This is a genomic window from Pseudacidovorax sp. 1753 (assembly GCF_040544975.1).
Lineage (GTDB): Bacteria > Pseudomonadota > Gammaproteobacteria > Burkholderiales > Burkholderiaceae_C > Xenophilus.
This window is the reverse complement of record NZ_JBEPKY010000024.1, coordinates 77,753-99,936: the sequence shown is the minus strand read 5'-3', so window position 1 is coordinate 99,936 and position 22,184 is coordinate 77,753. Positions and strand designations below refer to the sequence as shown.

General features: G+C 70.6%; 17 protein-coding genes. 7 read left to right on the top strand and 10 right to left on the bottom strand.

What is annotated here, in order from left to right:
- Positions 1-281 precede the first annotated feature (281 nt).
- Positions 282-1,424 (top strand): zinc-binding dehydrogenase, encoded by a 1,143-nt coding sequence (locus ABIC63_RS25025; RefSeq protein WP_354321784.1) that lies wholly within the window; start codon positions 282-284, stop codon positions 1,422-1,424.
- Positions 1,425-1,593: 169 nt separating this feature from the next.
- On the opposite strand, the gene ABIC63_RS25020 is transcribed toward ABIC63_RS25025, so the two are convergent.
- The 6 genes from ABIC63_RS25020 to ABIC63_RS24995 form a co-directional block, all read right to left on the bottom strand.
- The gene (locus ABIC63_RS25020) at positions 1,594-2,580 is read right to left on the bottom strand and encodes a tripartite tricarboxylate transporter substrate binding protein (RefSeq protein WP_354321783.1); all 987 of its coding nucleotides are present in this window, start codon (positions 2,578-2,580) and stop codon (positions 1,594-1,596) included.
- Positions 2,581-2,644: 64 nt separating this feature from the next.
- Entirely contained in the window at positions 2,645-3,859 is a 1,215-nt protein-coding gene (locus ABIC63_RS25015) for an acyl-CoA dehydrogenase family protein (RefSeq protein WP_354321782.1), read from the bottom strand.
- A 14-nt stretch (positions 3,860-3,873) separates the two neighbouring features.
- Entirely contained in the window at positions 3,874-5,421 is a 1,548-nt protein-coding gene (locus ABIC63_RS25010) for an AMP-binding protein (RefSeq protein WP_354321785.1), read from the bottom strand.
- A 210-nt stretch (positions 5,422-5,631) separates the two neighbouring features.
- Entirely contained in the window at positions 5,632-6,630 is a 999-nt protein-coding gene (locus ABIC63_RS25005) for a LysR family transcriptional regulator (protein ID WP_354321781.1), read from the bottom strand.
- A gap of 37 nt (positions 6,631-6,667) precedes the next feature.
- Positions 6,668-7,483 (bottom strand): 2,5-didehydrogluconate reductase DkgB, encoded by an 816-nt coding sequence (dkgB, locus tag ABIC63_RS25000; RefSeq protein ID WP_354321780.1) that lies wholly within the window; start codon positions 7,481-7,483, stop codon positions 6,668-6,670.
- A gap of 91 nt (positions 7,484-7,574) precedes the next feature.
- Positions 7,575-8,786 carry an MFS transporter gene (locus ABIC63_RS24995; protein ID WP_354321779.1) on the bottom strand — a complete coding sequence of 404 codons (1,212 nt, stop codon included), beginning with the start codon at positions 8,784-8,786 and terminating at the stop codon, positions 7,575-7,577.
- 133 nt (positions 8,787-8,919) lie between these two features.
- Between ABIC63_RS24995 and ABIC63_RS24990 the strand changes: the two genes are divergently transcribed.
- The 6 genes from ABIC63_RS24990 (at position 8,920) to ABIC63_RS24965 (ending at position 15,470) form a co-directional block, all read left to right on the top strand.
- Positions 8,920-9,843 carry a LysR substrate-binding domain-containing protein gene (locus ABIC63_RS24990; RefSeq protein WP_354321778.1) on the top strand — a complete coding sequence of 308 codons (924 nt, stop codon included), beginning with the start codon at positions 8,920-8,922 and terminating at the stop codon, positions 9,841-9,843.
- 169 nt (positions 9,844-10,012) lie between these two features.
- Positions 10,013-10,702, top strand: a complete 690-nt coding sequence (locus tag ABIC63_RS24985) for a TetR/AcrR family transcriptional regulator (protein ID WP_354321777.1) — start codon at positions 10,013-10,015, stop codon at positions 10,700-10,702.
- A 60-nt stretch (positions 10,703-10,762) separates the two neighbouring features.
- Positions 10,763-11,755 (top strand): Bug family tripartite tricarboxylate transporter substrate binding protein, encoded by a 993-nt coding sequence (locus tag ABIC63_RS24980; RefSeq protein ID WP_354321776.1) that lies wholly within the window; start codon positions 10,763-10,765, stop codon positions 11,753-11,755.
- A gap of 58 nt (positions 11,756-11,813) precedes the next feature.
- Positions 11,814-13,241 (top strand): carboxylesterase/lipase family protein, encoded by a 1,428-nt coding sequence (locus tag ABIC63_RS24975; protein WP_354321775.1) that lies wholly within the window; start codon positions 11,814-11,816, stop codon positions 13,239-13,241.
- Between the two features lie 132 nt (positions 13,242-13,373).
- Positions 13,374-14,009 (top strand): class I SAM-dependent methyltransferase, encoded by a 636-nt coding sequence (locus ABIC63_RS24970; RefSeq protein ID WP_294373779.1) that lies wholly within the window; start codon positions 13,374-13,376, stop codon positions 14,007-14,009.
- A gap of 213 nt (positions 14,010-14,222) precedes the next feature.
- A complete protein-coding gene (locus tag ABIC63_RS24965; protein ID WP_294373776.1) occupies positions 14,223-15,470 on the top strand; it encodes a porin in 1,248 nt (415 codons plus the stop codon).
- A 216-nt stretch (positions 15,471-15,686) separates the two neighbouring features.
- Here the strand turns inward: ABIC63_RS24965 and ABIC63_RS24960 are convergent, their stop codons facing one another.
- Genes ABIC63_RS24960 through ABIC63_RS24945 form a run of 4 tightly spaced genes read right to left on the bottom strand, consistent with a single transcriptional unit; the run spans position 15,687 to position 22,168 of the window.
- On the bottom strand, positions 15,687-17,057 hold the full coding sequence (locus ABIC63_RS24960) for a heavy metal sensor histidine kinase (RefSeq protein ID WP_114804361.1): 1,371 nt from the start codon (positions 17,055-17,057) through the stop codon (positions 15,687-15,689).
- Positions 17,058-17,061: 4 nt separating this feature from the next.
- A complete protein-coding gene (locus ABIC63_RS24955) occupies positions 17,062-17,760 on the bottom strand; it encodes a heavy metal response regulator transcription factor (protein WP_114804383.1) in 699 nt (232 codons plus the stop codon).
- Complete coding sequence (locus ABIC63_RS24950) at positions 17,760-20,936, bottom strand: efflux RND transporter permease subunit (RefSeq protein ID WP_354321773.1); 3,177 nt, start codon at positions 20,934-20,936, stop codon at positions 17,760-17,762. The genes ABIC63_RS24955 and ABIC63_RS24950 overlap by 1 nt, the downstream gene beginning before the upstream one ends.
- On the bottom strand, positions 20,933-22,168 hold the full coding sequence (locus ABIC63_RS24945; protein ID WP_354321772.1) for an efflux RND transporter periplasmic adaptor subunit: 1,236 nt from the start codon (positions 22,166-22,168) through the stop codon (positions 20,933-20,935). Before ABIC63_RS24945 ends, ABIC63_RS24950 begins: the two co-directional genes overlap by 4 nt.
- Positions 22,169-22,184 lie beyond the last annotated feature (16 nt).

Genomic DNA, 22,184 nt, shown 5'->3' with positions numbered 1-22,184 from the left:
TGACCTCAAGCGCTCGAACCGCCCGGTGCGGACCCGCATGCCGGGTGGTGTGGGAGGGGCTCCGTCGACAATGACGGACCCCTATCCCGATTTGGGCGCGGCCGCACAGTGCCCATGGGCGGGTTGAGGCCCGCATCCTCGCGCGGGCCGATCCCCGCGATGCCACCGGCGCCGGTCTGATGGCCCCGCGACAGCAGCGATTGCTGGCGGCACCCACAATGAGCGCCCCGTCGCCCGCTGCCATCCGCTGCGGCGCTTTCATCCCTCTTCCGGAGACGTCCATGCCCGAGATCCTCCCCGCCACCGCCATGCAACTGCGCTCGCTCGTCCAGGCCGACGGCACGCTGCGGATCAGCCTGGAAGAGGTGCCCGTACCGCAACCTGGCGCCGACGAGGTGCTGATCCGCGTGCAGGCGACGCCCATCAATCCCTCCGACATCGGCCTGTTGCTCGGCCCTGCGGACCTTTCGACCGTGCAGGTCTCGGGCAGCGCGGAGCGCCCCGTGGTGATTGCGCGCATCCCGGAGCGCGCCATGCCCGCCGTGGCCGCCCGCGTGGGCCAGAGCCTGCCGGTGGGCAACGAAGGCGCCGGCCTGGTGGTGGCCGCAGGTTCCTCGCCGGCCGCGCAGGCGCTGCTGGGCCGCACCGTGGCCCTGATCGGCGGCGCCATGTATGCGCAGTACCGCACCATGCCTGCGGCCCAGTGCCTGCTGCTGCCCGAGGATGCAACGGCGGCGGATGGCGCCTCCTGCTTCGTCAACCCGCTCACCTCGCTGGGCATGGTCGAGACCATGAAGCGCGAGGGCCACACGGCACTGGTGCACACGGCGGCCGCCAGCAACCTGGGCCAGATGCTCAACCGCATCTGCCTGAAGGACGGCATCGGCCTGGTGAACATCGTGCGCAAGCCCGAGCAGGCGGCGCTGCTTCACGGCCAGGGGGCCGTGCATGTGTGCGACAGCAGCGCGCCGGACTTCATGGCCCAGCTCACCGAGGCGCTGGTAGCCACCGGCGCGACCATCGGCTTCGACGCCACCGGCGGCGGCACGCTGGCCGGCCAGATCCTGCAGTGCATGGAGGCGTCCATTGCGCGCCGAACGCCCAGCGAATACAGCCGCTACGGCTCGTCGGTGCACAAGCAGGTCTATCTGTACGGTGGCCTGGACACGCGGCCCACCGAGATCCACCGCAGCTTCGGCATGGCCTGGGGCGTGGGCGGCTGGCTGCTCTTTCCCTTCCTGCAGAAGATTGGCGAGCCGGCGGCGCAGGCGCTGCGTGCGCGCGTCGCGGCCGAGCTCAAGACGACCTTTGCGAGCCACTACGCGCGGACCGTGTCGCTGGCGGGCGCACTGAGTGCCGATGCCATCGCCTTCTACGGCGCGCGCAACACGGGCGCGAAGGTGCTGATCGATCCGTCGCGCTGAACTGAAAAGCACCCCCATGCCGCTTCGCGGCTCCGCCTCTCTCGCGCCTTCGGCTTGGAGGGGGCGCACCCCGCGTCCTGGCGAAGCCAGTTCCGCGGGTGCACTGGCATGGCCTGCTCCGCGGCCGCATGATTCGAATCGGTGCGCCTGTGGAGCCCCTTGGCAGCTGTCAGAGCGGCTCCAGTCCGACCTTCTTCATCATGGCCTGCGTCGAGCGCATCTCGCGCTTGAAGCCATCGACATAGGCGCTGCCTTCCTGGATGTCCACCTGGCCGCCTTGCTCCTGCAGCTGGGCGATCACGCGCTGCTGCTTGAGCGCCTGCACGAAGGCGGCCTGGATGCGCTCGACCACCGCATCGGGCGTGCCGGCCGGCACCGAGATACCACCCCACGAGATCAGCTCGACGCCGGGCACGCCGGCCTCTGCCAGCGTCGGCACCTGCGGCAGCACGGCGTTGCGGCGCGGACCGGTCACCGCCAGCGCACGCAGTCGACCCGCCTGGATCTGCGGATAGGCCACGGCCAGGATGGGCGCGCCGAACACCACCTGGTTGCCGAGCACCGCGGTGCACAGCTCCGACGCGCCCTTGTAGGGCACGTGCAGCGCGTTGCCCTTGACGGAGTCTAGGAACATCTCCACGCCGAGGTGCGACGGCGTGCCCACGCCGCCCGAGGCGTACTCCACCTTGCCGGGCCGGGCGCGGATCTGCCGGACGAGGTCGTCCACGCTGCGGATGTCCGAGTCGGCGTTCACGATCAGCACCACGTCGGCGCTGGTCAGCCGCATGATGTGGCGGAAGTCCTTGAGCGCGTCGAAGCCCGGGCTCTTGTACATGAACATGTTGGCCGCCATGGGCGCGGCCGAGTAGATCCAGGTGTAGCCATCGGCCGGCGCGCGGGCCACCAGCTTGGCCCCGATGTTGCCGCCCGCGCCACCGCGGTTCTCGATGACCACGCTCTGGCCCAGCATCGGGCCGACTGCCTCGGCCAGGATGCGTGCGGTGTTGTCCGGGCCCGTGCCGGCCAGGTAGGGCAGCACCCATTTGATGGGCCGGCTGGGGTAGGGCTCGGCGGCACGGGCGAGGGGTGCAGCCAGGGGCGCGAGGGCGGCGGCGAGGCCAGCCCCCACCAGGCGGCGGCGGTTGATGTCGGTCATCTTGCTTGTCTCCTTTTTGATTCTTGAGAGGGCGGGCGTCCACGGCGCCGGCCAGTGCCGGGCGTCAGCCGGCGTTGTCGGGCGCGAGCAGCTCCTTGGCGATGGTGTTCTTCTGAATCTCGCTGGTGCCGGTGAGCACGCGATACATGCGCAGCATGCGGAACAGGAACTCCACGCGCCGACCCTGCACGATGCCTTCGCCGCCATGCACCTGCACCGCTTTGTCGGCCACACGGAAGGCGGTCTCCGAGCAGAAGAGCTTGGCCATCGAGGCCTCGGCCCGCGCATCGCCGCCGGCATCGAGCTGACGGGCGGTGGCGATCATCAGCGCGCGCGCCGCGGCCAGTTCGGTGGCGGCCTCCGCCAGCATGTGCTGGATGGCCTGGAACTGCGCGATGGCACGGCCGAACTGTCGGCGCTGCAGCGCGTAGTCGCGCGCATCGCGCAGCGCCACCTGGGCCAGGCCCACCATCGCCGGGCAATGCAGCAGTCGGTTGACCGTGATGCGACCCAGCGCCAGCGCCAGGCCGCGGCCGGGCTCGCCGATGCGCTGGCCGGCCGGCACGCGGCAGCCCTCGAGCACGATGTCGCCGGTGCTGCTCTGGCCGGCCATCGTCTTGTAGTTGGACTCCACCCGCACGCCCGGCGCACGCAGGTCGACGAAGAAGGCCGTCACCTCGCGCTGCTCGCTGCCTTCAGGTGCGGTCGAGGCCATCAGCACGGCCGCATCGGCGAAGGGCGAACCCGAGATGAAGCGCTTGCGGCCGGTGAGGACGTAGTCGTCGCCATCCCGAACCGCGCGGGTCTGCACCGCGCCGGCGTCGGAGCCGGCTTCGGCCTCGGTGAGGGCGAAGCAGATTGCCAGCTCGGCCTGTGCCACGGGCAGGATGAACTGGGCCATCTGCTGCGGCGTGGCATGGCGCACCAGTGCGCCCACGCGCGGCGGGCCGCTCAGCTCGCCCAGCACGTGCGGCGCGAAGGGCGAGCCGGTGGCGTAGATGGCCTCCTTGACCAGCACGTGGTCCAGCACCGACAGGCCCAGGCCGCCCAGCTGCTCCGGCAGCGTGAGGCCGTAGAAGCCCAGCGTGTGCGAGCGGCGCCAGACCTGGCGCAGCAGGGCGCGGTCGGGGCTGTGCTCATGGTCGAGCTGGTGTTCGCACGCCAGGTCGGCCAACTCACCATTCATGAAGTGCTGAATGCGTGAGATCAGTTCGGCGGCGCGCTCGCTGCCTTCGAAGGGGCCGCGGAAGAGAGGGGCGGAGGTCGTTGCGTTCGTCATGGCATCGCCCTCGTTCAATTGACCATCCGCGACTGGCCCTGCCAGTACGGCGCCTGCACCGCGCGGCGCATCACCTTGCCGTTGGGGTTGCGCGGCAGCGCCGCCACGAACTCGATGTGCCGCGGCCGCTTGAAGCCGGCCAGTTGCGCGCTGCAGAAGGCGTCGATCAGCGCCGCGTCCGCTTGGCGGCCGGGCTTGAGCACCACATGCGCCGCCACCGCCTCACCCCATTTGTCGTCGGGGATGGCAAAGACGCAGGCGTCCTGCACCGCCTCGTGCTGGTACAGCACGGCCTCGACCTCGGAGGGATAGACGTTGAAGCCGCCGCTGATGACCATGTCCTTCTTGCGGTCGACGATGTAGACGAAGCCGTCCTCGTCCATGCGGGCCAAGTCGCCGGTGTGGTAGCGGCCGTTCTTGAGCACCTCGGCCGTCAGCTCGGCCGCGCGCCAGTAGCCGGCGAACACGTCGTCGCCACCGACCACGATCTCGCCGATCTCGCCCATGGCCACGGGTTCGCCCGCGTCGTCCAGGATCTGCACGTCGCACTCCAGGAAGGGCCGGCCGCAGGAGGCCAGGCGCTCGGGGCGGGCGGCGCGGGCATGCAGGTGGTCCTCGGTGCTGAGGGCGCAGACGCCGGAGGTGGTCTCGCCCGCGCCGTAGCCCTGCGACAGCACGGGGCCGAACACGTCCATCGCGCGCAGGATGCGTGCCGGCGCCATCGGCGCCGCGCCATAGCCCAGCCGCTGCAGGTCGGGCAACGGCCGGTACTGGCCCTCCAGCTCGGCCAGCAGCATGTTGATCATGGTCGGCACCATGAACGTGTGGGTGATGCGCTCGGCCTTCATGTCGGCGAGAAAGCGCGCGGGCTCGAAGCCGTTGAAGATGCGGATCGTCACACCGCTGCACAGCGCGGGCACGATCTGCATGCCCGAGGCATGGGTGATCGGGCCGACCAGCCCGAGCGAATGGCCGCTGCGCATGCCTTCGCTGCGGATGAGGAACTTGCGCAGCTGTGCCAGCCGGTTGCCGAAGGTCTGCATGGCGGCCTTGAGCACGCCCGAGCTGCCGGAGGTGTAGTGCAGCACGGCCAGTTCGTCGGCGTGCACCGGCACCGCCTCGAAGCGGTCGCTGGCGCGGGCCAGCAGGCCTTCGTAGCCTTCGTCGCCGGGCGCGTCCAGCAGCACCAGCCGCGGCGTGCCGCGCAGGTGGGGGCGGATGGCCTCGGCCCGTTCGCTGGTGGTGACGATCAGCGTGGCCTCGCTGTTGGCCGCGACCTCGCCAACCTCGGCCGGCGACAGGCGTGCGTTGAATGGCGCCTTGACCAGAGCGGCCTTGTAGCAGGCCAGCTCCAGCTCGACGATCTCGGGGCAGTTGGGCAGGTAGATGCCGACGCGGTCGCCGCGCACCAGGCCCAGGCCCAGGCCGAGCAAGGCGTTGGCGAGGCGGCATGCGCGCTGCTCCAGCTCGGCATAGGTCAGGCTGCGATCGGCGCTGCGGACCGCGACCTGCCGCGCATGGGCGCGGGCGCTGCGGGCGACGAGGGTGGCCACGTTCGTCACCGGACGGACGACGGGCGTGGAAGGGCTGGCGTTGTTGATGGCTGTCTCCTGGAATCTCGACCGGCTGCCGCGCGGACTGCGTGCGCGTCCCGCGGCGGTGTCGGTCACTGTTCCAGAAGGCCGGTCATCGCGGAAATACCGTTTGCTGATGCCGGGGCATCAATGCAAGTGATGGCCTCCCGCCGCAGGCAGGCGGGCGCGCGTCGCCGTTCAGGGCCGGTCGCGATGCAGCCACTCGGCTTCCCAGGCGCCTTGGTCGATCAGCCGGCGCGACTGGCTGAGCAGGGCCTCCATCACCGCCTGGGTGGCGGCATCCCGCACCCGTCCGGCAGGCAGGGCGAGGCTGTAGGTCCGCACCAGTTCGGGCTGCACTACGCGGGCGACGACCCAGTCGGCGCGGGCCGGCGGCGCATCGTGCAGCGCGCAGGCCGGCGTGAAGGTGAAGCCTGCGCCATGCAGGTAGAGCGAGCGGATCACGCGTGCGGAGTCGTGCTCGTGGACGATGTGCAGCGCGGTGCCCCGCGCGGCCGCGGCTTCTTCCACGCTGCGGCGGATCGAGAAGCGGCGCGACTGCAGCACCAGCGGCAGGCGGGCGGCATGGTCGAAGTCCAGCGTGGGGCGGCCGGGCGGCGTGGCCGCCTCGCGCCGGCCCTTGGGTGTGGACGGCTGCAGCAGAGCCCGAACGCCGCCATCGGCGTCCTGTCCGCAGACGAACATGGCCTCGCGCGCCAGCGGCCGGCATTCCAGCCCGTCGACGGCCGGCGTGTCCACCAGGACGCCCAGGTCGGCGCGCCGGTCCAGCATGGCCTTCTTCACCATCAGGCTCAGGTCGTCCAGCACGAAGACGCGCACCCGCGGCGCCGTCTCGCGCAGGGCCATCAGCACCGGGCCCATCAGCAGCGAGGCGAGCAGGAAGGGCAGGGCGATCGTCACCGAGCCCTCCGGCCCCTGGGGCAGTTGCCGGATGCGGTCGCGCATGGCGTCGGCGTCCGACAGCAGGCGCCGGGCGTCCTCGTAGAGCTGCAGGCCGGCGGAGGTGGGCGTGACACCGGCATGCGAGCGCTCCAGCAGTTGCGTGTCGAGCTCCGCCTCCAGCTTCTTGATCTGCGCCGTCAGGGCGGGCTGTGCGATGTAGAGCGAGGCGGCTGCGCGGGAGAGGCTGCCCGCTTCGAGCACGGCGATGAAGTAGCGGAGGCTGCGCAGGTCCATGGGTGGCGCGCAGCATAGCCGCGCACTCGGCGCGGTGTCAGTCCCAGGCGGGCGCCAGGTTCTCCGGGTTGGCCAGGCGCTCGTTGCGGTCCAGCGCGGCGATCGCGGCCATGTCCTCCGACGTGAGCTTCAGGTCCTTGGCCTTCAGGTTGGACGCCAGGTTCTCGCGTTGGGTGGACGACGGAATGACCGAGAAGCCCTGCGTCAACGCCCAGGCCAGCGCCACCTGGGCAGGCGTTGCGCCGTGCCGCTGGGCGATCTCGGCCAGCGCCGGCTCCTTCAGGACCTTGCCATAGGCGAGCGTCATGTACGAGGTGAGGTGCACGCCCTGCATGCGCGCGTAGTTCACCAGCTTGTGGTTTTGCAGGTAGGGGCTGATCTCCACCTGGTTGGTGGCGATGGCGCCCTTGCCGGCCAGTTCGATGGCCTGCTGCACAAGCGCGATGGTGAAGTTGGAGACGCCGAACTGCGCCGTCAGGCCCTGGTTCTGCGCCTCGGCCAGCGCTTCCAGCGTCTCGCGCAGCGGCACGGCGCGGCCGGGCGACGGCCAGTGGATCAGCGTCAGGTCGACCTGCTCGGTCCGCAGCTTCTGCAGGCTGTCCTTGAGGCTGGGGATCAGCACGTCGGCCCCCAGCTTGTCGACCCAGACCTTGGTGGTCAGGAAGAGCTGCGAACGGGGCACGCCCGATTCGGCGATGGCCTGGCCGATCTCGGCCTCGTTGCCGTAGATCTGAGCCGTGTCGATGGCCCGGTATCCCACGTCCAGCGCGTTGCGCACGGAATCGATGACGGTCTGGCCCTTGAGGCGGAAGGTGCCCAGACCAAAGGCGGGAATGGAGGCGGGGATGCTCATGATGGGATGTCCTCGTGACGGGTGTGAAGGGTTGGATCAAGCCTAGCCGGCGCTGCAATTCGCTGCTGGCGGCCGACGACGGCGCCGCGCGTCAGCAGGCGACGCAGTCGTCGCCGGTCTTGCGGGCGTTTGAGCGGCCTTGTGCGTCGCGGCGGTCCAGGCGGCCGGCCCAGGTGGTGAGCGCCCAGGCGCCCAGCACCACCAGCGCGCCGATCCAGGCGGTGTGCACCAGGCCCATCCGCTCGACGACCAGGCCGCCCAACCCCGCGCCACCGGCGATGCCCAGGTTGAAGGCCGCGATGTTCAGGCCCGAGGCCACGTCCGCGCCCTTGGGGCTGAAGCGCTGCGCCTGCTGCACCACGTAGACCTGCAGGCCCGGCACGTTGCCGAAGGCCACCGCACCCCAGGCCAGCACCGTGGCGACCATCAGCAGCGGATGCGGTGCGGTCAGGCTCAGCACGCCCAGCACCGCGGCCAGGCCCAGGAAGATGCGCTGCAGCGCCGGCACCGGACCCAGGCGGTCGGCCAGCCGGCCGCCCCAGAGGTTGCCCACGGCCACCGAGAGGCCGTAGGCCAGCATCACGCCGCTCACGGCGTTGGCCGAGAAGCCCGTCACCTGCTGCAGCAGTGGCGCCAGGAAGGTGAAGGCGATGAATGAGCCGCCATAGCCCACCGCCGTCATCGCATAGACCAGCAGCAGCCGCGGCTGGGCCAGCACGGCCAGTTGCTCGCGCAGGGCGGCCGGCGGGCTGTGCGGCACGTCGCGTGGCACGAAGACCGCGCTGCCCAGCGCCGCGACCACGCCCAGCCCGGCGACGGCCAGGAAGGTGGCGCGCCAGCCCAGGTGCTGGCCGATCAGCGTGCCCAGCGGCACGCCCGTCACCAGCGCCACGGTGAGGCCGGTGAACATGAGGGCGATGGCGCTGGCCGCCTTTTCCTTCGGCACCACGCTGGCCGCGATGATCGAGCCGATGGAGAAGAAGACGCCGTGCGCCAGGCCGGTGAGCACCCGCGCCACGATCAGCGACTCGTAGCCCGGCGCACGCCAGGCCACCAGGTTGCCGAGCGTGAACAGCACCATCAGTCCCAGCAGCAGCGCCTTGCGCGGAAGCCGGCCGGTCAGCGCGGTGAGCAGCGGCGCGCCGACGGCGACGCCCAGGGCATAGAGGCTCACCAGCAGGCCGGCCGAGGGCAGCGACACCCCCAGGTCGGCGGCAATGGTGGGGATGAGGCCGACGATCACGAACTCGGTCGTGCCGATGGCGAAGGCGCTGAGCGTCAGCGCGAACAGGGCAATGGGCATGGAAGGCACCTCGCGGCCGGGGCCGAACAAGCAGTCGAACAGGTCGAACACGTTGGAAGGCCGCCAGTCTCCTGCGATCCGCTCTTGCGAAAAACCCGTCTATAAACCAAACACTTTTGATCTGGAATCAAGAATGAAGACGACGCTGGACGAGATGCACACCCTGGCCGCCGTGGTCGACACCGGCGCCCTGTCGCGGGCGGCCGATCAGCTGGGCATGACCGTCTCGGCCGTCAGCCGCACGCTGGCGCGGCTGGAGCAGAAGCTCGGCACCACGCTGATGCGCCGCACCACCCGCCGGCTGGAACTGACGGAGGAAGGCGCCGCCTTCCTGGCGCGCGCACGCGCCATCCTGGCCAGCGTCGATGCCGCCGAAGAGGACATGGCCGCACGCCGCGAGCGCCCCGCCGGCCGGCTGCGGGTGGACGCCGCCTCGCCCTTCATGCTGCATGTGGTGGTGCCGCTGGTCGCGGGCTACCGGGCGCGCTACCCGGAGGTCACGCTGGAATTGCACAGCCACGACGGTTTGATCGACCTGCTCGAACACCGCGTGGACGTGGCCATCCGCATCGGCCGCCTGCGCGACTCCACGCTGCATGCGCGGCCGCTGGGCAGCAGCGCGCTGCGGCTGCTGGCGTCGCCGGACTATCTGGCCGCGGCCGGCACGCCGCGCCGCGTGGCCGAGCTCGCGCGACACACGCTGCTGGGCTTCACGACGCCCAGCAGCCTCAACGAATGGCCGGTGGCCGATGCCGAAGGCCATCCGCTGCGCATCGAGCCCGCCCTCGCGGCCTCCAGCGGTGAGACGCTGCGGCAATTGGCGCTGGAGGGGGCGGGCATCGCCTGCCTGGCCGACTTCCTGACCGCGCGCGACATCGCCGAAGGCCGGCTGGTGCCAGTGCTTCCGCGGCTCACGCGCGACGTACGGCAGGCCGTGCAGGCGGTGTACTACCGCAACACGCCGCTCACGGCGCGGATCGCGTCCTTCATCGACCACTTGGCTGCCCACTGGCCGGATGCGCCGGTGGCTGCGGGAAGGGCATCGAGGCAACGCTGAAGGCAACGGCGCTTGTGCATGCCGGCCCGGGGGCACGCGGGCATACCCCAAGGTGCGGCTCCTCGGCGCACAAATACATTACGCTCGAAATGCAAAATGTGAATGCAGGCCAGCCGCAGTGGCCGCCCTCCGCGGCGTTTGTGCGACTGTCCCATCCGAAGGCGCTCCCATGACCGCATCCTCACGCCCCGGCCGCCGCTCCCATGCCGAGCGCAGCGCGCAGACGCGCCAGCACCTCATCAGCACAGCCATCGACCTGATCGGGCAGCAGGGCTTCGGGCAGATGTCCATCCACGCGCTGGCCCGCAGCGCGGGGCTCACCTCTGGCGCGGTGCAGCACCACTTCGAATCCAAGGCCGTGCTGATGATGCAGGTGCTCGACGAGCTGCTGCGCAGCCACATCGACGCCGGCGAGTTCTGGCCGCCCGCCGCGCTGGGCGCGCAGGAGCGCGCCGCGCGCTTCCTGCAGACGCTCCATACCTTGGTCTATGCCCAGCCGCGCTTCCTGGTGGCCTGGAACATCTACCTGGGCTCGCGCGGCCAGCCCGAGGTGCTGGACCACATTGCCCGGCAGCGCGATGCGCTCGATGCGCAGCTGTCGCAGGGCTTCTTCGCCACCTTTCCGGAGTTGGCGGCGCAGCCTGACCGCGAGGCGCTGCTGGGCCTCGTGTTCTCGACGCTGCGCGGGCTGGGCCTGCTGCAGCTCTTCGAGGGCCACGGCCGCACGCAGCCTTCTGCCTCCGCCTCGGCCCAGCTCGCGTTGCTGGCGGAACTGATCGCGGCGCGGTGCGCGGCACCGGCCGTCGAGCCACCTTCGCGCAGGGCCAAGCCCGCCCGCCGTCGCGCGCCCCCCGGTTGATCCCTCGACGCCGTACGCCCGCTGCTTTCCCCGATCCCTCACAAGACCTCAGGAGACACCATGACGATTTCCCTTCGCCGGCGGCTTGCCGCCCTGGCGGGCCTCGGCTCGCTCTTCGTTGCCGCAGCGGCCAGCGCGCAGACGCCCGCCTACCCGACCAAGCCCATCCAACTGATCGCCCAGCAGCCGCCGGGCAGCGGGTCCGATGCCATGACGCGGGTCTGGGCCGACTGCGCGGCGCAGGCGCTGGGCCAGCCCGTCGTGGTGCAGAACCGGCCGGGCGCCAACGGCATCCTGGCCGTCAGCGCGCTCAAGGGCCAGGCGGCCGACGGGTACACGTTGATGAGCATCGGCATGTCGCAGATGAGCATCACGCCCTACACCTATCGCCAGCATCCCTACGACCCGGCGACCGACTTCGACGGCGTGGCCGTGCTGGGCACCTCGCCCCTGGTGCTGACGGTGCCCGCCGGCGAGGGCGTGGCGCGGCTGGCGGATCTGCAGAAGCTGGCGGCGTCCACGCCCGGCGGGCTGAACTTCGGCTCGCCCGGCAAGGGCAGCCCCGCGCACCTGCTCACCACGGCCCTGCTCGACAAGCTGGGCGTGGCCGGCACCCATGTGCCCTTCGTGGGCGAGGGCGCAGGCATGGCGGCGCTGATGGGCCATCAGATCCAGGCCATGACGCTGGTCGGTGGCACCGCGGCTCCCCAGGTTAAGGCCGGCAAGCTGGTGGCGCTGGCGGTCTTCGACAACCAGCGCTCCGCGCTGATGCCGGACGTCCCCACCATCGCCGAGCTGCTGCCCGCCGCTGCCGACCTGGCTCGGCCCTCGTGGATCGCCATCGTGGCCAAGGCCGGCACGCCGCCGCAACTGCTGGCGCGGCTCAATGCGGTCAGCGAGGGCTGCCGCAGCAATGCCCAGTACCTCCAGCGACTGGAGACGATGAGCGTGACGCTCACGGCCTCCAAGCCGGCCGATGTGCGCGCCTGGGCTGCGCGCGACGCCGCGGTGTGGCGGCCGCTCATCGACAAGCTGGGCCTGGCCACCGAATGAGCGAAGGACCGCGTCGCAAGACTGGCACGAGGCCCGAGCGCCCTGCGCAATGGCGAGCGTGACTGAAGCGCGCGGCGCGCCCGAAGTGCAGCTCTCGCACGGCGGTCGCCTTCGTGGCCGGCGGGAGGCCGGGCTTCGCGTCTTCAAGGGCATCCGCTACGCGCTGCCGCCCTTCGGCACGCGTCGCTTCGCGCCACCCGTTGCCGCTGCGCCGTGGCAGGGCGTGCGCGAGGCGCTCGACTTCGGCCCCGCCTTTCCCCACTGGCCGCGCCATGCCGCGCCCGACGCCGATCCGGTGGGCGGCGAGGATGCACTGTCGCTCAACGTCTGGGCGCCCGACGCGCCGGCCGACGCGCGCCTGCCCGTCATGGTCTGGGTGCACGGTGGCGGCTTCGTGCGCGGCAGCGCGTCCGAGCCGCTGTACGACGGCGCGGCCTTCGCGCGGCAGGGCGTGGTGTTCGTCTCCATCCAGTACCGGCTGGGCGTCGACGGCTTCGCGCACCTGCCGGATGCGCCGCCCAACCGGGGCCTGCTCGACCAGCTGACGGCCCTGCGCTGGGTGCAGGACCACATCGGCGCCTGGGGCGGCGATGCCGGGCGGGTCACCGTCTTCGGCCAATCGGCGGGGGCGGGGGCCATTGCCTGCCTGATGGGCCTGCCCGAGGCCCGCGGGCTGTTCCAGCGCGTCATCCTGCAAAGTCCCAGCATGGCCTGCCAGACGGTGGAAGAGGCCCAGGCCGCCCTTGCAGCCATTTGCGAGCTGGCCGGCGTGGCGTCCGATCGGGCGGCCCTGGCCCCGGCGCCGCTGGCCCCGCTGCTGCGCGCAGTGCAGCGGCTGACGCAGGATGCCGGCCTGCGCCGCACGATGGGGCTGGCGAGTCGCCATCTCTTTCCGCTGCGGCCGGTGCTCGACGGTCGGATGCTGGTGGCGCCGCCCCTGCAGGCCTTGCAGACGGCGTGGCAGCAACCCTCGCCCTTGCAACTGCTGGTGGGCCACAACGCCGACGAGATGCGGCTGTACCACGTGCCCGGCGGCGGCCTGGCGCGCATCACCGAGGCCGATGTGGAGGACTTCGCCCGCAGCGCCGGCGTGGCGCTTCCCGTGGCGCAGGCAAGCACCTCCGGCGAGCGCCTGTGCGCCCTGCAGTCCGACTACCACTACGCCGCGCCCGCGGCGGCGCTCGCACACCTGGCGGCCACGCGCGCAGCCTCGGCCCATCGCTACCGCTTCGTCTGGCCGTCGCCCGGCTTCGACGGGCACCTGGGCGCGGCGCACGGCGTCGAGTTGCCCTTCGTGTTCGGCAACGTCGACAACGCGGCGGCGCGCGAGCTGGCGGGCACCTCGCCCCCGCGTGCGTTGTCGCAGCAGATGCAGCAGGCCTGGGTGCGCTTTGCGAAGACCGGCGATCCGGGCTGGGCCGCGCACAGGCCGGAGCTGCCTTGCGTGAAGCTCTTCGGCGCGCGCGAGGCCGTGGCGGCGCCCTGAGCGACGGCGTTCGAGCGACGGCGTCGGCAAGCTTCCGGCACTTTCGTCGAGGCCAGCCGTCAGCCAGGGCGCCGCACAATGCGCCGCCGCGTCTTGCGGGCGTGGCGCTTCGCGATCCCCGGAGACAACGCCATGCAGGACTACTACGCCGCCCGCGCCGCGGAATACGACCGCATCTACGCCAAGCCCGAACGGCAGGCCGACCTTCGGGAGATGGAAGCCTGGCTGCCCGGCGTGCTCGCCGGCCGCCACGTTCTGGAGGTGGCCTGCGGCACGGGCTACTGGACGCAGTTCTACGCAGCGGCGACGGCCGGGGTGGTGGCGCTCGATGGCGCGGTGGAGACGCTGCGCATCGCCGAGCGCCGGTTGCCCGATGCCCCTGTGCGCTGGTTGCAGGGCGACGCCTATGCGCTGCCGGTGGCGGCGCACGCCTTCGATGCTGCCTTCGCCGGCTTCTGGTGGTCGCACATTCCGCTGGACCGCATCGACGCCTTCCTGCAGGGGCTGCACCGCGTGCTGAAGCCCGGCGCGCAGGTGGTGTTCATCGACAACCTTTTCGTTCCCGGCAGCAGCACGCCCATCGCCGAGCAGGACTGTGGCGGCAACACCTGGCAGCTGCGGCGACTGGCCGATGGCTCCGTGCATCGCGTGCTCAAGAACTTTCCCAGCCGCGACGCGTTGCTGTCGGCCGTAGCGCCCTACGCACGCATCAGTGAATACCGCGTGTGGCAGCACTTCTGGGCGCTGTCCTATTCGCTGCGCGCGTGACGCCCGGGCGGCCTGCCTGACCTTTGGTCAGCTTGCTGTCAGACACGAGTGAAAAGGCGATGAATTCACGAAAAAGGCGTCGAAATTAAGGGTTAATACCATGTAATTTGGGAGACTTTTTGGCGTTGCAGACTCGCGTTCAGCCCAGGCCTCCTGGGCGCTTCCAACCGCTTCCGTCAAGAGAAGCAAAACGCTTCATCTGGAGTTCAACGCATGAAAAAGAGTCTCGCGGCACTGGCCGCCATGGTGGTGTGTGGCGCCGCGTCCGCGCAGTCGACGGTCACCCTGTTCGGTGTGCTCGACGCCGCCGTCAGCCATACCAGCAACAAGGGCGAGCTGGTCCTGACCAACCCCACGCTGGCCACGCTGGTCAACCCTTCGCTCGCCCTGCTGCCGCAGTCGGTCGAGGCCAGCCGCACCGAGCTGCGCAATTCGGGCCTGAGCTCCAGCCGCCTGGGCTTCCGGGGCGTCGAGGACCTGGGCAACGGCCTGAGCGCCAGCTTCTGGCTCGAAGGTGCCCTCAACAACGACGACGGCACCGGCGCTGCCAGTGGCGCGCTGAACTTCCAGCGCCGCTCCACCGTGAGCCTGGCCGGCAGCTTCGGTGAAGTGCGCCTGGGTCGCGACAACTCGCCGGCCAAGGTCAACGACGACACCTTCGATCCCTTCGGCGCCACCGGCGTCGGCGGCTCGCTGATCGCCTCGGCCTACAGCCACGGCCGCGTCAGCAATGCGTTGCAGTACTACCTGCCTGCCGGCCTGGCTGGCGTGTATGGCAACGTGATGTATGGCATGTCCGAGCGCGCCAGCATCTCTCCCCTGGGCCTGAACCAGCGCGACTCCGACGAAGGCCGCTACGCCGGCGCCCGCGTCGGCTACGCCAACGGCCCGCTGGACGTGGCCCTGGCCTATGGCCAGCTCGACAACGTGGACGGCGCCAACAAGGGCAAGGACACGATCAGCGCGCTGACCGACCGCCGCTTCAAGGACAAGATCTTCAGCCTCGGCGCCACCTGGGACTTCGGCGTCGCCAAGCTCTTTGGCGAGTATTCGCGCCGCGAGCTGGACCGCGAACTGCTGGCCCGCGACTACGTGGCCGGCGTGCTGACCGTGCGCCCCACGGTGAAGACGCAGGGCTACCTTCTGGGCGTGAGCGTGCCCGTGGGCGCCGGCATCATCCGCGCGTCGTATGCCAACGTGCGCTACGACAACGACAGCGTGGCGCTGTTCCAGCCCGAAAAGCGCGAAGCCAACAAGTTCGCCCTGGGTTACCAGCACAACCTGTCCAAGCGCACCGCCCTGTACGCCACCGTCTCGCGCGTGACGAACAAGAACGGCGCCAACGTCACGGTCGGCGGCCCCGCCTTCGTGGCGCCCACCATCCCGGCCGGCCTGACCGGCGTGGGCTACCAGGCCAAGAGCTCGACCGGCTACGAGTTCGGCGTGCGTCACTCCTTCTGAGCCTGACGCAAGCCGCCCCGGGTGCCGCGGTCTGCTGGCGCATTCGACCGCGACGCCCGGGGGGCGGGCCGCAGGGCCTGCCACCATCCTTCACGGCGGCCTGCCTGCCGATGAGGGGTGTCTCCCGCCGGGCATGGGCTGTTGTCCACGCCCGCGCCGCAAGACTCCAAGGACCTCCTGCAGGTTCACTTCAGCCCGCCTGCGTGCGGGCCTTTTTCATCGCCGGGGCGCCACGGTGAAGCCTACGGTGATCTCGCCATCGGCCCACTGCGCGAACACCTGCCCGCCATGCATGGCCGCCACCGCGCGCACGATGGACAGGCCCAGCCCGTGGTTCTCGCCGCTGTTGGGCCGGGAGCTGTCGCCGCGGTAGAAGCGGTCGAACAGCCGTGCGAGCGCCTCGGGCGCCAGGGGCGCGCTGGGGTTGCTCACGCTGACGCGCGCGCCACCGGCCAGCGGCTCGATGCGTACGCCGATCACGTCGCCGCCCGAAGAGTGCTGGATGGCGTTGTGCAGCAGGTTGCTCAGCGCGCGGCGGAAGAGGGCGGTCTCGATGGGTGCGATGGCGTCGCCCTGCACGTCCACGCGCAGGCCGGCCTCGTCCAGCAGCACGTCGAAGAACTCCACCGTTTTGGCCACTTCCAGCGCCAGCGGCGCGTCGACCAGGCGCCGGGCGCGCTCGCCCTGTTCGGCGCGGGCCAGGAAGAGCATGTCGGCCACGATGGAGCGCAGCCGCTCCAGCTCCTCCAGGTTGGACTGCAGCACCTCGCGCAGCGCGGCGGCGTCGCGCTCGCGTGCCAGCGTCACCTGCGTCTGGCCGATCAGGTTGGCCAGCGGCGTGCGCAACTCGTGGGCCACGTCGGCGTTGAAGGTCTCCAGCTGGCGGTAGGCGCCGTCCAGCCGGTCCAGCGCGGCGTTGAAGGACTGGCCCATGTCCGTCAGCTCGATGGGCAGGGCGGGCAACTGCAGCCGCTGGCCGCGGTTGTCCGGGCCGATGCCCTGGGCCTCGGCCGACAGGCGCTGCAGCGGGCGCAGGCCGACACGAGCGACCCAATAGCCCATCAGTGCAGCCACGCCCGCGCCGGTCAGCGCCAGCAGGGCCATGGCGGCCTCGAAGGTGTGCAGGGTCTGGCGCGGCGCGGCACCGCTCACGCCGGCGATGAGCTGAACCTCGGGCCGCACGTCGTTGGCCGGCAGCCGTGCCGACATCAGCGCCATGGGCCGGCCGTTGGGGCCGAGGGGCAGCTCGACCACCCCGTCCTCCTCGTGCAGCGCATCCGCCATGGCCTGGGCGCCGTCGGCCCAGCGGAAGCCGGGCGCCTCGCTCCACATCCAGTAGCGCACCTCGCCGTTGCGGCTTTCGAGCGCGGAGATCTTCTCGCGGACACGCAGGCCCAGTTGCGACGAGCGGCCATGCTCCAGCATGTAGCGCACATCCTCCAGGCGGCTCTGCACCTCTTCGCGCTCGTGGCGCCGCAGCTCGTGCCGCAACACCTGCAACAGCGCCACACCCAGCAGCGCGAAGATGAACACCGCCACGGCGGTGAACATCAGCGCCAGACGCAGGGCGATGGAGCCGCGGCGCATGCCCTCAGTCGTCGTCGCCGCCGGCAGTGCCCGGCGCGCGCTCTTCCAGCACATAGCCCATGCCGCGCACCGTGTGCAGCAGCGCTTGGGCGAAGGGCAGGTCGATCTTGCCGCGCAGGCGCTTGATGGCCACCTCGACCACATTGGTGTTGCTGTCGAAGTTCATGTCCCACACCTGCTCGGCGATGGCGGTCTTGGACAGGATGTCGCCCTGGCGCCGGGCCAGCAGGGTAAGCAGCGCGAATTCCTTGGCCGTGAGGTCGATGCGCTGGCCGGCGCGCAGGGCGCGGCGGCTGATCAGGTCGATCTGCAGATCGCCCACGCGCAGCAGCGTGGGCTCCTGCGCGCGGCCGCGGCGCGTGAGGGCCTGCAGCCGGGCCTGCAGCTCGATGAAGGAGAAGGGCTTGACCAGGTAGTCGTCCGCGCCGCCCTGCAGGCCCCGCACCCGGTCTTCCACGCCGTCGCGGGCGGTGAGCATGATGACGGGCGTGCCCTTGACGGCACGCAGCGAGCGCAGCACCTCGAAGCCGTCCAGGCCCGGGAGCATGGCGTCGAGCACGATCACGTCGAAGTCGTGGTGCAGCGCCAGGTGCTGGCCGTCGATGCCGTCGTAGGCGACGTCCACCGTGCAGCCCTGCTCGGTCAGGCCCTGGCTGAGGTAGTCGGCCGTCTTGCGCTCGTCCTCGACGATCAGCACCCGCATCATGGCTGGGCGGCCTCCAGCCGCGGCGTGGCGGCGCGTGCGGCCCGCGTGGCCTTGCGGCGCATGTACCAGTGGTGGGCGCGGTCGAGGTAGAGGTAGACCACCGGCGTGGTGAAGAGCGTGAGCACCTGCGACAGCAGCAGCCCGCCCACCATGGCATAGCCCAGCGGCCGGCGCAGCTCGGAGCCGGCGCCGTGGCCCAGCATCAGCGGCAGGCCCGAGAGCAGGGCGCACATGGTGGTCATCATGATGGGGCGGAAGCGCAGCACGCAGGCCTCGAAGATGGCGTCGCGCGGGCTCATGCCGCGGTCGCGCTCGGCATGCAGGGCGAAGTCCACCATCATGATGCCGTTCTTCTTGACGATGCCGATGAGCAGGATGATGCCGATGAGTGCGATCACGCTCAGATCGTAGCCGCCCGCCATCAGGATCAGCAGCGCCCCCACGCCGGCCGAGGGCAGGGTGGAGAGGATGGTGAGCGGGTGGATGTAGCTCTCGTACAGCAGGCCCAGCACGATGTACACCGCGATCAGCGCCGCCAGGATCAGGTAGGGCTGCGTGCGCAGCGATGCGCTGAAGGCCTGCGCCGTGCCCTGGAAGCTGCCGGTGAGCGTGGGCGGCACGCCCATCTCGGCCTGCGCCTGCTGGATCTGCTCGACCGCCTGGCCGAGCGCGAAGCCGGGCTTGAGGTTGAAGGAGATGGTCGCCGCCGGGAACTGGCCCTGGTGGTTCACGGCCAGGTAGCTGGTGCGGGTGGTGTCCAGCTTCACGAAGGTGGACAGCGGGATCTGCTGGCCGTTGATGGGCGAGGTGATGAACAGCCGGTCGAACAGGCTTGGATCCTGCTGCAGTGCAGGCGTCACTTCCAGCACCACGTTGTAGCTGTTGAGCTGGGTGAAGTACTGCGCCACCTGGCGCTGGCCGATGGCGTCGTACAGGGTGGCGTCGATCAGTGCCGGCGTGATGCCATAGCTGGAGGCGCGCTGGCGGTCGATGGTCAGGCTTGCCATGGGCGCGGCGTTCTGCTGGTCGGAGCTCACGTCGGTCAGGGCGGGCAGCTGCTGCAGCCGCTGGGTGATGCGCTGCGTCCAGGTGTCGAGCTCGCCCAGGTCGGTGTCGGTGAGCGTGTACTGGTACTGCGTGCGCGCCAGCCGGCCGCCGACGTTGATGTCCTGCCCGGCCTGCATGTAGAGCGTGATGCCGGGCACGCGCGCCAGCTTGGGCCGAAGGCGGCCGATGATCTCATCGGCGGTCTCGGTGCGGCCGTCTTCCTTGGGCTTGAGGCCGATGAAGAAGTTGCCCGAGTTGAAGGTGCTGGCGCCGGCCTGCAGGCCGAAGGCGGTGACGTCCGGGTCCTGCCGCACGATGTCGGCCAGGGCCAGCATGCGCCCGTGCATGGCCTCGGACGAGGAATCCTGCCCTGCCACCGCGGTGCCGAAGATGTAGCCCGTGTCCTGCTGCGGGAAGAAGCCCTTGGGAATCACGATGAACAGCGCCACGGTGGCGGCCACCGTCGCGATGAAGCTCAGCAGCGTGATGAAGGGATGGCGCAGCACCACTTCCAGCGCACGGCGGTAGCCGCCGATCATGGCCTCGAAGCCGCGCTCGAACAGGTCGAAGAGCTTGCCGTGCCTGGGTGCCGCGTGGGCGCCGTCGCCATGCGGGTTCTTCAGGAACTTGGCGCACAGCATGGGCGTCAGCGTGAGCGAGACCACCACCGACACCGCGATGGTCAGCGTCACCGTCACCGCGAATTCGCGGAAGAGGCGCCCCACGATGCCGCCCATCAGCAGCAGCGGGATGAACACCGCCACCAGCGAGACCGAGATCGACACGATGGTGAAGCCGATCTCCTGCGCGCCCTGCAGCGCCGCCTGCATCGGCGGCATGCCGTCCTCGATGTGGCGGTAGATGTTCTCCAGCATCACGATGGCGTCGTCCACCACGAAGCCCACCGCGATGGTCAGCGCCATGAGCGAGAGGTTGTCCAGCGAATAGCCCAGCACGTACATGACGGCCGCCGTGCCCAGCAGGGCCAGCGGCACGGTCACGCTGGGGATCAGCGTGACGGTCATGCTGCGCAGGAAGACGAAGATCACCGCCACCACCAGCGCCACCGACAGCACGAGGGTGAACTCCACGTCCTTGACCGAGGCGCGGATGGTCTGGGTGCGGTCGATGATGGTGCTGACCGTCACGCTGGGCGGGATCGAGGCCTTGAGCTTGGGCAGCGCCGCGAAGATGCGGTCCACCGTGTCGATCACGTTGGCGCCCGGCATCTTGGTGATGGCCAGCGAGATGGCCTGGCCCGGCTCGATGTGGCTGCCCTCGGGCTCGGCCTTGCCGGGGAAGGCCCAGGCGGCGATCTTGGCGTTCTCGGGCCCGTCCACGGCCACACCCACGTCACGTACGCGGATGGGCGCGCCATTGCGGTAGGCCAGCACCATGTCGTTCCACGGCGCGGCCTTGAGCAGCTGGTCGTTGGTGTAGACGTTCATGGCCTGCGAAGCGCCGTCCAGCGTGCCGGTGGGCGCACTCACGGTGGTGTTGGCGATCACGCCGCGGATGTCCTCCAGGCTCAGGCCCAGGCCGCGGATCTTGGCCGGGTCGACCTGGATGCGCACGGCCGGCTTCTGCTGGCCGAACACGTTGACCAGGCCCACGCCCTCGATGCGCGAGATCTGCTGCGCCAGGATGTTCTCGGCGTAGTCGTCCACCTGCGTCATCGGCAGCACCTGCGACTGCACCGCCAGGATCAGCACCGGCGCGTCGGCCGGGTTGATCTTGCGGAAGCTCGGCGGGCTGGGCAGGTTCTTGGGCAACTGCCCGGTCGCCGAGTTGATGGCGGTCTGCACGTCCAGCGCGGCGCCGTCGATGTTGCGGTCCAGGTCGAACTGCAGCGTGATCTGCGTCAGGCCCAGCGAGCTGGTCGAGGTCATCTGCGACAGGCCGGGGATCAGCGAGAACTGCCGCTCCAGCGGCTGTGCCACGTTCGAGGCCATGGTCTCCGGACTGGCGCCCGGCAGGCGGCCGGTGACCTGCAGCGTCGGGAAGTCCACCTGCGGCAGTGGTGCCACGGGCAGCATCGGCCAGGCCACCAGGCCGATGAGCAGCAGCGCCACGGCCAGCAGCGAGGTGCCGATGGGCCGGCGGATGAAGGCGGCGGAAATGCTCACGAGGCGGCTCCCTGGCCGCCCTTGGCGGTTTCTGCGGCCTTGGCGCCGGCCGGCTTGTCGGCGCCCTTGGCGTCGCCGCCTTCCTTGGCTTCGCGCACGGCGGTGCCAGGGGCCAGGCGGAACTGGCCGTCGGTCACCACGCGGTCACCCGCATTCAGGCCCTTGGTCACGACGGTCGTGTCGCCCTCGCTGCTGCCCACCTCGATGGCCTGCACGCGGGCCTTGCCCTCGGCATCGACCACGTAGGTGAACAGGCCGTTGGGCCCGCGCTGCACGGCGGCGACCGGCACGGTCAGCGCATTGCGCTGCTGGCCCAGCACGAGGCGCGCATCCACCGACTGGCCGGGCCACAGCTTGTGGTCGGGGTTGGCGAAGCGGCCCTTCATGGCGATGGTGCCGGTGGTGACGTCGATCTGGTTGTTCAGCAGCGTGAGCTCGCCGGTGGCCAGCACCTCATGGGTAGCGCGGTCGATGGCCTGCACCTGCAGCGGCGCCGGTCCGTGCAGGGCCGTGTTGATGGCCTGGAAGGCGCTTTCGGGCAGGGTGAACTGCACGGCGATGGGATCGATCTGGTTGATGACCAGCAGACCGGCCGCGTCGGTGGCGTGGACGATGTTGCCGGGGTCCACCAGCCGGGCGCCGATGCGGCCCGACAGCGGCGCGGCGAGCGTGGCGTAGCTCAGCTGCACCTGCGCGGCCGAGACGGCGGCGGTGTCGCTCTGCACGGTAGCGGTGAGCTGGCGCACCAGGGCGGCCTGGGTGTCCAGCTGCTGGCGGGTGGCGGCGTCCTGCTGCTGCAGCTCCGTATAGCGCTGCAGGTCGGCGCGGGCATTGGTCAGCTGCGCGTTGTCGCGCGCCAGCGTGCCCTGGGCCTGGGCCAGGGCCGCCTGCAGGGCGCGGGCATCGAGCCGCGCCAGCACCTGGCCGGCCTTCACGTCCTGGCCTTCCTTGAAGTTGACGGCCTCCAACTGGCCGTCCACCCGGGTGCGGACGGTGACCGAGGCCATGGGCAGCACGCTGCCCATGCCGGTCATGGCCAGGGGCACGTCCCTGCGCTGGACCGTGGCCAGGCGCACCGGCACGGCGGGTGGGGCCTTGGCGGGCTCGGCGGCGTGCGCGTCACGGTGCAGGCCGGGATGCCAGGCGGCGATCAGCAGGGCGACGGTGGCGACCGCCGCGCCGACCGTGCGGCCGCGGCGGGAGACGAGGGGGGTGCGATGGGGCAGGGACATGGCGTTCGACGGAAAG